Origin of the sequence: Enterococcus sp. C57 (assembly GCF_040887305.1) — a bacterium.
GTDB classification, from domain to species: Bacteria; Bacillota; Bacilli; order Lactobacillales; family Enterococcaceae; genus Enterococcus_B; species Enterococcus_B hirae.
The window spans coordinates 238,286-250,492 of sequence record NZ_JBFOFP010000001.1 but is presented as its reverse complement, the minus strand read 5'-3'; the positions used below and the strand labels follow the sequence as shown (position 1 = coordinate 250,492).

The 12,207-nt window shown below is 37.2% G+C and carries 13 protein-coding genes; all 13 read right to left on the bottom strand.

The genetic code is table 11. The features are described from left to right. Positions 1 to 59: 59 nt before the first annotated feature. Positions 60 to 509, bottom strand: coding sequence for a transcription antitermination factor NusB (nusB, locus tag AB5M32_RS01120; RefSeq protein ID WP_010719795.1), 450 nt, complete (start codon positions 507 to 509; stop codon positions 60 to 62). After that, on the bottom strand, positions 502 to 927 hold the full coding sequence (locus AB5M32_RS01115; protein WP_010719796.1) for an Asp23/Gls24 family envelope stress response protein: 426 nt from the start codon (positions 925 to 927) through the stop codon (positions 502 to 504). Before AB5M32_RS01115 ends, nusB begins: the two co-directional genes overlap by 8 nt. Before the next feature lie 235 nt (positions 928 to 1,162). After that, entirely contained in the window at positions 1,163 to 2,227 is a 1,065-nt protein-coding gene (locus tag AB5M32_RS01110) for a Xaa-Pro peptidase family protein (protein WP_010719797.1), read from the bottom strand. Positions 2,228 to 2,416: 189 nt separating this feature from the next. Continuing rightward, entirely contained in the window at positions 2,417 to 2,662 is a 246-nt protein-coding gene (locus tag AB5M32_RS01105) for a GlsB/YeaQ/YmgE family stress response membrane protein (RefSeq protein WP_010719798.1), read from the bottom strand. Positions 2,663 to 2,834: 172 nt separating this feature from the next. Continuing rightward, positions 2,835 to 3,209, bottom strand: coding sequence for a DUF956 family protein (locus tag AB5M32_RS01100; protein ID WP_010719799.1), 375 nt, complete (start codon positions 3,207 to 3,209; stop codon positions 2,835 to 2,837). Between the two features lie 116 nt (positions 3,210 to 3,325). Continuing rightward, positions 3,326 to 4,240 carry a PTS system mannose/fructose/sorbose family transporter subunit IID gene (locus tag AB5M32_RS01095; RefSeq protein ID WP_010738207.1) on the bottom strand — a complete coding sequence of 305 codons (915 nt, stop codon included), beginning with the start codon at positions 4,238 to 4,240 and terminating at the stop codon, positions 3,326 to 3,328. Between the two features lie 21 nt (positions 4,241 to 4,261). Beyond that, complete coding sequence (locus AB5M32_RS01090) at positions 4,262 to 5,065, bottom strand: PTS mannose/fructose/sorbose transporter subunit IIC (RefSeq protein ID WP_010719801.1); 804 nt, start codon at positions 5,063 to 5,065, stop codon at positions 4,262 to 4,264. A gap of 32 nt (positions 5,066 to 5,097) precedes the next feature. After that, positions 5,098 to 6,087 carry a mannose/fructose/sorbose PTS transporter subunit IIA gene (locus AB5M32_RS01085; RefSeq protein WP_010719802.1) on the bottom strand — a complete coding sequence of 330 codons (990 nt, stop codon included), beginning with the start codon at positions 6,085 to 6,087 and terminating at the stop codon, positions 5,098 to 5,100. A 98-nt stretch (positions 6,088 to 6,185) separates the two neighbouring features. Then, a complete protein-coding gene (locus tag AB5M32_RS01080; protein WP_010719803.1) occupies positions 6,186 to 6,677 on the bottom strand; it encodes a mannose/fructose/sorbose PTS transporter subunit IIB in 492 nt (163 codons plus the stop codon). Positions 6,678 to 6,872: 195 nt separating this feature from the next. Continuing rightward, entirely contained in the window at positions 6,873 to 9,698 is a 2,826-nt protein-coding gene (locus tag AB5M32_RS01075) for a sigma 54-interacting transcriptional regulator (RefSeq protein WP_368024243.1), read from the bottom strand. A 442-nt stretch (positions 9,699 to 10,140) separates the two neighbouring features. Then, entirely contained in the window at positions 10,141 to 11,250 is a 1,110-nt protein-coding gene (locus AB5M32_RS01070; protein ID WP_368024242.1) for an acyltransferase family protein, read from the bottom strand. Positions 11,251 to 11,556: 306 nt separating this feature from the next. Next, positions 11,557 to 11,850 carry a 50S ribosomal protein L27 gene (gene rpmA / locus AB5M32_RS01065; RefSeq protein ID WP_010719806.1) on the bottom strand — a complete coding sequence of 98 codons (294 nt, stop codon included), beginning with the start codon at positions 11,848 to 11,850 and terminating at the stop codon, positions 11,557 to 11,559. Between the two features lie 12 nt (positions 11,851 to 11,862). Further along, positions 11,863 to 12,207: a ribosomal-processing cysteine protease Prp gene (locus tag AB5M32_RS01060; protein WP_010719807.1), complete on the bottom strand. Its 345-nt coding sequence runs from the start codon at positions 12,205 to 12,207 to the stop codon at positions 11,863 to 11,865.

The following is a 12,207-nucleotide window of genomic DNA, read 5'->3' as shown; positions in this document are numbered from 1 at the left end:
ACCATAGATAAACAAGCTTTTAGAACCCGTTTCCTTGTTTTCATAGAAAAAAGCTGGGACTATGCCCCAGCTTCAATCTCTTTTAAAACATTAGATAATACACCGTTGACAAACTTACGTGATTGATCATCACTAAAAGTTTTGGCTAATTCAATGGCTTCATTCAATGCGACTGCGGATGGTACATCTTCAATGTACTTCATTTCAAAGATGGCGATACGCAAGATGATCAAATCCATCTTAGAGATACGATTGATGCGCCAGTTTCCTTTGAGGTGCTTCTCAATGGTTTGGTCTAATTCGCCTTTTTTCGCACACACACCGCCAACCAATGTATCTAAATAAACAGGAACAAACTCTGACTCCTCTTCATTGATCATTTCTTTGTGATCCAACTCAATTGCATGGAAAATTGCGTCTTCTTTGGTCAAATCAGCATTAAAATCTAATGGAAATAATGCTTGTAAAGCCATTTCACGAATTTCGTGTCTTGATAATTCTTTATTCATTTTCTTCCTCTTCGTCTTCAAAAAGTTCTTCAATTGCTGGTTGTTCTAGTTTTTCCGGTACGACTGCTACCACATGAACATTGACTTCTGCTAAAGCAATGTCTGTCATGAAAAGAACTTGCTGATTCACGCGTTCTTGCATTTCCATCGCTACTCTGGGAACAGAAACCCCATATTCTAAATAGCAATAAAGATCTACTTTTAACCCATCTTCATCATTTACTAAATAGACACCTTTACCATGCGCTGCACGCCCTAATAATTCCGTTACGTTGCTGGCAAATGTTCCACGCATCCCATAAACGCCTTCTACTTTTGAAGCAGCGATACCAATAATCACTTCAATGACTTCTGGCGCAATGACAATTTCACCAAGCTCTTGAGTCGCATTCAAAACTAAATTTTTGTCCTCTGCCATTTTATCTATTCCTCCTTTTGCCTCTACACAGATTGTTGCCTACGAATGAACCGTTCTTTCACTTATTCTTCATTCGAAACGTATAAAGGTAAACTGTTCACTTGCCTATTTGAGAGTCTTTTTCTCAAACAAATTACGCTTTGTTTTCAAAGCTTGCTGTCTTCTATAGTGTATCATTAAATCAAGTGATTTTCTATAACAAAGTCTGAGTGAATGATGCTTTAGGCTACGCTCATCATAAAATAATCAACTCTTTTGGTGAATGCGTCAACACGCGATTTCCATCAGAAGTAATCAATAAATCATCTTCGATTCTAACGCCACCGATACCTGGTAAGTAAATGCCTGGTTCGTCGGTAATAATATTTCCTGGAACAAATTGTTTCTCAGCTCGAACTGAAACATTGGGTCCTTCATGGATCTCTAAGCCAATTCCATGTCCTGTTGAGTGTCCAAAAGCTTCGCCATAACCATGTTTCGTAATGTAATCTCTAGCTACAGCATCTAGTTGCTTACCGGTAACTCCTGGTTTAGCTACTTCCAGAACTGCTAGCTGGGCTTCAAGAACGATTTGATAAATTTCTTTTAATTGTTCTCCTGGGTCACCAATCGCAAATGTTCGTGTCATATCAGAAACATAACCTTCATAGTAGCATCCAAAATCTATTGTGATTAAATCGCCTTGTTCAATGATTTTTTTGCTAGCAACTCCATGCGGCATAGCTGAGCGTAAACCACTAGCAACGATTGTTTCAAAAGAAACACCTGACGCTCCAAGTGAACGCATATAAAAATCTAATTGGTTGGCAACTTCGATCTCTGTCATTCCCGGTTGAATCATCTTGAGAATATGGTCATATGCCAAATCTGCAATACTACAAGCTTTTTCAATAATCGCAATTTCTTCTTCGTCTTTGATTTCTCGAAGTTCTTCAATCATGCCCGAAATAGGAATCAGTTGCGCATCAATGATCTCTTCTAATACCGAATATTCTAAGAAGGAAACAGTTGTTTCTTCAAAACCAAGTTCACGTAGTCCTTCTTTTTGAACTAAGTCAGCTACTTCTTCAAAAATCGGTCCTACATTTTTGATGATCTCAAATCCTTGAGCTTGAGCTGCTGCTTGCTCGGTATAACGAAAGTCAGTAATAAAAAAGGCTTTTTCCAATGTGATGACCGCTAAGCCTGTCGTACCAGTAAAATTAGTCAAATAACGAAGATTGTATGGACTAGTGATCAAAAATGAATCTAAATTTTCTTCTTGCATCTTTTTACGCAATTTTTCTACTCGTAGCATCATAAATGAAATTCCTTCTTTCTTTGCTCTCTTTTTTCTATTATAGCAAATTTTCTTTCTGACACAGCAGATAAAACAAATTTTCTTAATAAACTTAGTAAAACAAAAATAGTTAAGACAAATCAGTTTCAGATCTGCCTTAACTATTTACTTCTATCTGCAAAACTATTGGCTAAGCGTTAATCTATTTGATTATGATCGTTTCCCAAAAAAGAATGAAACAACTGCCACTAAAATAACTGCGCCTAAAATTGATGGAATAAGTGCCATACCAGCTGCATGTGGTCCCCAGTTACCAAAAATTGCTTGACCGATACTTGAACCAATCAATCCAGCAATGATATTTGTGATACACCCCATAGAATTTCCTTTACTGGTAATTGCTCCAGCAATGGCTCCGATGACTGCACCAACGATTAAAGTCCATATCCAACCCATACTAATAACCTCCTTCTTTACAGTTTCATTCTAGCATAGGAAAATTATTAGGAGCAAATGATTGAACCAGCGTTGAAGCTGACCTAGATAATGACACCGCACACAAAAGAAAAAGCGAAACACAAAACAAAACACGAATGACATGCTGCGAAGAGCATACATTCGTGTTTTTCTACTTGCGTTTGAAGATACTTTTGACACCACGTTTCACTACATCAAAAAAGCTCAAGGATTGAACCATACGACTAGGATCTACGTATTTTCTGATAGCGCGAAGTACTTTTTTGGGTTCTTTAGAAGAAAATGTATATGTACCATTTTTCTTTGTTTGAATGGCATAGCGCGGAATCCATTTTCCTTTGAACATAACGGATGCGATGACGTAATCAATCTCTTCCCAAGGGATTTGAACAAATTTCCGAGTGTCTCTTGCATGATAAAATTCGAATCCTCGGTCTCCAATCATGATTTTCCCATAATCAGTCAAACCAGTAAACGCAGTGGCATCAATTACCAAATCAACTTTTGTATTGATTGATTGAACCATTTAATCACTCCTATTATTTTATCTATCTAGTATACTATCGTTTCAATGTTGAAATCTCAAGCAGCATCTACTTTTTGATAAAAAAAGCTCGGGGCTACGCCCGAGCTAGATTCTTATTATAAAAGACCAACAACATGGCCAACTACACCGACAACGAATAGACCTAAGATAATGACAATTGGAGAAACTTTTTTCTTCAATAACCACATGCATAGTAATGTCAATGCTAAAGCAGCTAACCCTGGGATCAATTGATCTAAGTTATCTTGTAAAGTTGTTACTTTTTCAGGACTAAGTGCTAGACCACTGTTTACTTGTTCAAAAGCACTCTTGATTCCTTCGCCACCAGCAGGTAATTTATCCCACTCAATGTAAGCACCTTTATCTAACTTAACAGTTGATACAACTGGCAAGAATTTAATCGATACCCACCGCTGTACTAAGGCGGCTAATACGAACATCCCTAAGATAGATGCACCTTTTGTTACGTCTTGCAATAATCCACCAGATAAATCATCTGTGATTTTAGAACCAGCTTTGTAACCAAATTCTTGTGTATACCACATGAATGACCAACGAATAATGTTCCAACCTAAGAAGAAGATGATTGGTCCAAGAATATTACCACCCATTGCTAGAGAAGCACCAAGAGCTCCTAACATCGGACGAACAGTAAACCAGAATACTGGGTCACCAACACCAGCAAGAGGTCCCATCATACCAACTTTAACCCCTTGGATCGCTACATCGTCAACTGGAGCGCCATTTGCGCGTTCTTCTTCTAATGCTAGCGTAACACCCAAGATAGGTGAAGCAATATATGGATGTGTGTTGAAAAATTCTAAGTGACGTTTAAGAGCTGCTGTGCGCTCTTCTTTCGTTTTGTATAATTTTTTGATTGCTGGGATCATTGAGAAAGCCCAACCACCATTTTGCATACGTTCATAGTTCCATGAACCTTGAATGAAGGTAGAACGCCATGCAACAGCTAAACGGTCTCTTTTAGATAAAGTAATTTTTTCTTCTGCCATTTTTATTTTCCTCCTTCAAGATTAATAGTCATTCAAAATGTCGCCTAGAGGGTCACCTGAGTTGCTTCCTCCGCCACCATTTGAAGAGCCTCCCATTTTAGAAAGGTTCAAGTAGATAAGAGCTAAAGCAACACCTAAAGCACCTAGGGCAATCAATGTTAATTGAGTAATTGCAGCTACAACAAAACCGATAACGAAGAATGGCCATACTTCTTTAGTTGCCATCATGTTGATTACTAATGCGTAACCTACAGCAACAACCATTCCCCCACCAATAGCCATACCGTCTGTTAACCATGCAGGCATTGATTCTAAGAAAGATTGAACAGTTTGAGCTGGGATGAATAATAATGCTCCAGCAGGAATTGCAATACGGATACCTTGTAAACATACTGCAATGATGTGCCACATTTCAACTTTGCGGATGTTACCTTCTTCAGCAGCAGCATCCATCAAGTGAACGATAGGAACAGCGATTGTACGTACGATCATTGTTAAGAACAAACCAGCAACAGCAAGTGGTACTGCGATAGCAATAGCTGATGGAACGCCTCGAACACCTTGACCACCTAATACTAAAATAATTGCAGATGCAACTGATGCCAATGCAGCATCTGGTGCTACAGCAGCTCCGATATTTGCCCAGCCAAGAGCGATCATTTGAAGAGTACCACCTAATACGATACCTGCTTCAAGGTTACCTGTTACTAAACCTATTAATGTACATGCCACTAGAGGTTGATGAAATTGGAATTCATCCAGAATCCCTTCCATCCCTGCTAGAAAGGCAACGAATACGACTAAAATCATTGAAATAATAGACATGATAAGCCTCCTATAAATATTAGTTTTTTGAATTATGCTTTAGATAATTCAGACTTAGCTTTTTTAAGAATTTCGTCCATATTGTCGCGAGAGTCATTTGGTACTTTACGTACATCAAATTTAACTCCTTTGCTTTCTAGTTTTTCAAATGCCTCTACGTCTTCAGGGCCCATTGATAAAACTTTACTTACGACAACTTTCCCAACTGAGTGGGCCATTGAACCTACGTTTAATTCTTGGATGTCAACGCCGCCTTCAACAGCTGTCAACACGTCTTCAGGATTTTCAAACAATAGCAAAGCTTTTGTATTCCCAAATCTTGGATCTTTAGCAACTTCGATCATTTTAGAAATTGGGATAACGTTTGCTTTAACCCCTGGAGGAGCAGCTTGTTCGATCAATTTCTTACGTAAATCATCTTTTGATACAGCATCTGAAACAACGATGATCCGATTTGGTTGAACAGCTTTTGTCCATGCAGTAGCAACTTGACCATGTAATAAACGTGAGTCAACACGTGCTAAAACATATTTAATCTTACCGTCGCCAACTACTGTTCCTTCAGGTAATGCACCTTTAGGTTGTCCATCAGAAACTTCTGCTTTTGGTGCTTCTTGTGGTTCAAGCTCTTCTGGCTTCACTTTCACACCATCTTTTGCTGTTTCAATGATATGTGCTGCAATTTCTTGAGCAGATTCCATTGAAAAACGTGACGCATAAGCTTCGATCAACATAGGCAAGTTCAAACCACTAACAATTGCCCATTTGTCTTTGTGTTCTTCAAACAATGTGTTTGATTGATTGAACGGTGTTCCGCCCCATAAATCAACTAAGAACAATACTTCGTCTTGATTATCAAAAGAAGCAACAGCCTCTTCTAATTTGGCTCTCAAGTCATCTGGACCTTCGCTTGGTTTTAAAATGACTGCTTTGACGTTTTCTTGTTCGCCAAAAATCATTGAACCTGATTGCAAGATACCTTCAGCAAATTGTCCATGACTTGCAAGGATAATCCCTACCATATTTATACCTCCTACTTCTTTTTGTTGTAACAAATCAAATATTAAAATAATTGCTAACCATTACAACAGATGAATTTGACCATTTTCCAACAACAATATTATGCCTTTTTGGCTTTTGCTAGTAATTCCATCAAAAGGATCTTTCTATCTGCGGGTACTTTGCGAATTTCTAATTCTACACCTTGCTGATTCAAGAATTGGAACGATGCAATATCTTTATGGTCGACTGACACAAAATTTGTAATCATCGTCTTCCCCTCAGAAAAACTCATCCCACCGATATTCAATGAATCCAGCTGTACACCACTTAAGACAATTTTCTCAACGTCTTGAGGATTAGTGAATAAAAGCATCACTTTCGTCGTTGCTAGTAAACCGCTTTGATAAACTTGAATCATTTTTTTCACCGTGATCACATTTGCGATGATCCCCGGTGGAGCAGCTTCTTTTAAAAGAAACTTTCTCAATTTATCTTGGGCTACTAGATCACTAATAACAATGATGCGTTCCACGCCGGTCAATTTTGACCAGACCGTTGCAACTTGTCCATGGATCAAACGATCATCTATACGCGCTAACCGAATATCCATCAGCAAATCTCCTTTTGTTAAACTACTTCACAGAAACCCCTCTCATTTTCTGTGTGTATAACCATCTATTGGCACATTTATATAAAAGCAAGAACCGTGCCAACTTTTTATCAATACACTAAAGGGTTTTAAGGCGTTTCGAAGCAATACACAAAAAAGATACACTAACAACAGTGTATCTTTTTTGTGTATTTTTCATTTAGTGTATTCATTTTTTGCCAATTCATTACGAATCAGCTTTAATGAATAATAAACTTCAGATGAAGGTGTTTCAAATCTGATGGTCTTTTCCAACGGGGATAACAATTGTTGGATAGACGAAAACAAAGGATCTTCCATCGCTTTTTCCAGTTCGTCTGATTCAACATTCAATGGCTCGTTTAATAAAATCCGTTCAATCATCCCCACTGTGTGTAAAACTAAATTGATTTTAAAACTATATCCATGATTCTCAATCGATAGCTTCTCAGACACTTGATTACTAAAATTCCATAAAGGATCAATCAATTTTGTTCCATTGATAAACGTAAAATTTTGTTCGATAAATTTCACACAAGTCTGTTTTGCAGTTTCTTCACTCAATGGCACTTCTTCTGTTTCATCTAATTCTGCCTCAAGTAATAATTGATCTAAAATCAACTCGATATTTTGATCGATAAACCGCTCCAATGGAATAAATGGCGCAGCAATCTGCGGATCTGTAATTCCAGTAGTCGCAATGACTTGGTAATTTTCGATTAATTTAGGCAATTCTTTTTCCAATTCTAAAACAGAGAGTGCCAAAACAGTCAACTCGACATCTTGCCGTTTACTTATAGAACGTTCGATCAATTCTTTGATTCGTTGTGCGGTTCCTTCACCAGATGCACAAATAGCTAAGATGGCTTTTTTTCTGAGTGCGGTCGGTTCAGGTGTTTTTTCCATCGAAATTTCTGCATAACCACGGAAATTTTTCAAGGAATCGTATAACATATCTAAATCCGTACCTAACACAGAAACTTTGCGAACCGTCTCTAATACCAAAGAGGTCGTCACCATGTCAACTGTCCGCACAGGAATTCCTGTATCTCGCTGAATCTGAGAATTAAATGAAGCAAGCGAACCCATATCCACTAATAAGATCGTTCCACTGCCTTCATCCACCTCTTGCACCATTCGTTCGATCCGACTAAGCGCCGTTTTAGGATCCATATCCAATGGCATATCGACCGCTCGTACATTGTCTGCATCTAATAATTGTTGGACCACTTGAACCATGCTGCTTGCTGTACTATTACCATGTGCTGCCACGACTACCCCAATACGACCGCTTGCTTGATTTGCCCTTAGCGACACAAGCAAGACAGTGAGATAGTAATCTTCGCTATCTGGAATCGTTACTTGGAAATACTCCTCAATATACTTTCTAACTTCTTTCGCTACTTCATACTCCACCGGAAAATCAATTGCCATTTCACGTATATTATCATTCGTATGGCGCTCTTCACCGATATTGATTCTTTTTAAAAAAGAACTGATATGCAGACTCATTGCGTAGATAAAATTTTGCTGAAACTCATATGGCAAGGCATTTTTTACCATTATATATATTTGATTGGTGACTTCGATGATTTTAGGATCAACAAACTCAGCTAGTTTATTATCGGCATTGAATGAGAATCCATGATCCTTGTAAAAAGATTTCAAATGGATGTTGATATCCGTTGAAATAAAGTGATTGATGGCTTCTTGATCTAATCCGTCAGACTTTAATAGCGCTGCTTTGTCCCCAATAATGTCATAAAGATTATAGGGTAGTTCATAAGAATCAGATTGAATCTTCATGATTGTGTCGTTAGGGTACACCGTAATTTTGGGCTCCAATAGCTTCGATAGTTCGGACATCGCTACTCGATTACTTGCTAATTGGATCAATCCACTTCTAATCCCTTCCGTCAAATCATCGATCGTAATCGAAATTTCAGGAGAATTGATATGATTTAAAAAACCACGAGCGCAAATCAATTGGATATTCGATTTCAACTGACCGATGTTCCCATAGGTTACACTACCGATCAACGCTTTAACAACATCTTCAGTTAGCGAAATTTGCCGCTGGATACGGTTAGCTTCATGGGCGATCATAATTTTAACCAGGTCGATTTTTTCATTTGCAGGGCGTTTTTCAAAAGATGGCAACTTGATATTGATCGGTATTCTTCGAACAAAGGTCTCTAATAGAGAAGAACCAGGGTCCTCAGTTGTCGCTCCCACGATCCGAACATTTGCTTCATGAGATTTTGTTGTTTCTCCTAATCGACTATAGGTACCATGATCCATGAAGTAAAAGATCATTTCTTGCCCTTCAGGTGGTAACCGGTGAATTTCATCTAGGAACAACATTCCTCCATCTGCTTGGTCAATGATTCCGGTTTTTTCCTCTTCTGCTCCAGTAAAAGCACCTTTGACATACCCAAACAAGTGACTCATCAATAATTCCGGGTTATTAGCGTAGTCGGCACAGTTAAAGACGATCAACTCGTTGTCTTCACTAATGACGTGATTGGCTTTGGCAAAATGAAACATCGCATGTGCAAAGTAGGTTTTCCCCGATCCAGTTGGTCCAGTGATCAAACAATTCAGACCTCTCGGCGGATATAAAATGGCGGCTTTCGCTTGCTCAACCGAGTTTTTCATACTCCCATTTGCGCCAATGATCTTAGCAAAAATATCTTTCGTATCAATCTGAATCCTTGCTTTTTCTACTGGTACTCTTTCTTCTTTATAGCTTATGACATGTTTGGCGGTCGGTTGTTCATAGGCAACATTTTTTTGATATATGTAACGTACAGGTCGTCCATCGGTTTTCAACAATTTTCCTTCACGTACCAACTGATTCAAATCTTTACTACTATTGGTCCGTTGGATTCCTAAAACCTCAGCTATCTCTTTCGTTGTGACCCCTTGATCATATTCAATCGGTTTTAGATGAGCCGTTTTTTCTTTGACATACGTATAAATTCGATCAATGCGCTTCGCCATTTGGTTTCGCCCCTTTTTCATTAACTGGCTTCAAAACATAATACTATAAATTTAATTCCATTTCGTCAACTATTTACAGTAAATATCTCTTATTAAAAGAAATATTGACTGGATCAGCTACTCTTTGTCTCATTAGAATGATCCAAAAACGTCCCCTTCAACTTAAAGCTTTTCTTTAAAATGATCGGATCGAAGTGCTTGCGCCGATAAACCATTTTATCTATTGTAATGAAACACAGACAAAAAAAGCTCTCCTCTTAATCAACAAGAGAGAACTTTTTTCATTGAGTTTAGTTCATTGTTTATTCAATTTATTCTGTTTATTGAGTGCTCGGATAAACAATCACTTCCAATCCAATATTTTCTAGTGAACTTTTATTAACTCCGATCGTATAACCGAAACACTTGTCTTCTATAATAATACGCTCATCATACCATCTAATTATTCTTCATTTTTACTATCAAGTATGGTCAAAGTACGGTCATAAAAAAAGCTTTTAAAATACCCATTTCCTTTTACCAAATTATCTGTTTTTTCAGGAACATTAAAATAGAGAATTTTGTTTAACGGCTTATGAACCCACTCCATTCTGCACAAAAAGAAAATACATATAGTTACTATTAGAATCGTAATACTCTGCGGTACACCAAAACTTTTAATAAACAAATCCAAATGAAGTTTATCATTCACTATTCTGACGATAGGTATATGCAACATATATATGATCAAGGATAATTCTCCAAAACTCGTAATAAACAGTCGTTTATTACTTATCAAAGCAACCAAACTACTGATTATAAGGAAGACTGCAATATAGTAAATAAATCGGAAAAAACCACCATAAAGACCTACTAATTCGCTTACATTCGCATAAGCATTTCTACCGGTCAAAAATCCCATCGTCAGTGAGGTGCCATATAACTTAAAATAAACGACAAAAAAACTTCCTGACAAAAGGAACAACGCGCACAACTTGATCTTAAAATTGTTTAGATAACTTGACATTTTTTGATAATCAATTAAGTATCCAGCATAAAAAAATGGAAAGAAAGTTAAGATTCTTGAAGAACATAGAAAATCTCCCAAATTTGCATCATATCCTGCCAAACAACCAATTACAACAGCTATGCCTAGCACCCAGTATTTGTCATATCCATCAATAACCATGCTGATTAATTGAAAAGCAAAAATAGCAAAACAATACCACGGCAGTCCGCTTTCTGTTAAAAAGGAAAAGCTTAAAGAACCTGAAGAGAGAAAAGTGCTAATCAAAAATATAATTTTTAAAATGAAAAACCATTTGAGATATCTAAAACTTTTACGGAAATCCTTGTTACGAATTGTATTCTTGCTGAATAGACCAGAAACAAAGATGAATGCTGGCATATGAAACATATATATCCAATAGTTAATTTTCATTAACAAGTCGCTCTTTTGATTCGCCCGATCAATTAAATGACCTACTACAACCAGGAAAATTAATAAAGCCTTTAAATTGTCCCATTTATACAAACGCTTTGAAACGTTATTTAAATTCATATTTTTATTCATCACTCCTTTTTAAATCCCAGTATACAATACCACATTCACAAATAGTAGTGATTTTTTCCACTCATATATTGTTATACTTCAAACGAGAAACTTTTTTTATTTCTTTCAAACCGATCATTTAGAATGACGTTTGTTTTTTTAATATGTAATTTCCATTTTAACTAATGATAAGCACAGGATTTTGAATAAAAAAGTAAAGAATGTTATTGATTTTTATGTTTAAGCACTTTTTTGTCAACCGTTTTCATTAAAAGTCATAAAAAAAGCTCTATCCTTTACGTAATAAGGGATAGAGCAAACTGTTCATTAAGCTTCTTGAGCTACTGGATAAACAGACACTTGTTTTTTGTCGCGGCCTTTACGTTCGAAACGTACTACTCCGTCAACTTTAGCAAATAAAGTGTCGTCTCCACCAATACCCACGTTCACACCTGGATAAATTTTTGTACCGCGTTGACGGTAAAGAATTGATCCACCTGTAACTGTTTGTCCGTCAGCGCGTTTAGCACCTAGACGTTTTGATTCTGAGTCGCGTCCGTTAGATGTAGAACCGCCACCTTTTTTGTGGGCAAAGAATTGTAGATTCATTGATAACAACATGGTCTGCACCTCCTATTTATCATTAATTGTTTTAATTTGGATATATTCTGAATTTTCAGCTTCTATCGATTGTAATCCCAACAAGAGATTTTCTAATAGAATCTCGGCAATATTGTTTTGCTCTTGTGTCAATCCTGAAGTGACTTCGGTATATAAATAACCGCCCTCTTCTTCATTCATTTCGACAATTGGTTCAAAACCAGCTAATGAGGCAATCCCATTGACAGTACTGATCGCTAATGCAGAAACTCCTGCACAGACGATATCACTCCCATAAGGACCAGCATCAGCATGCCCTGTCAAAGTAAATGAAACGATTTGACCAGCGTCATTACGTTTAAATGTTCCTTTGATCAT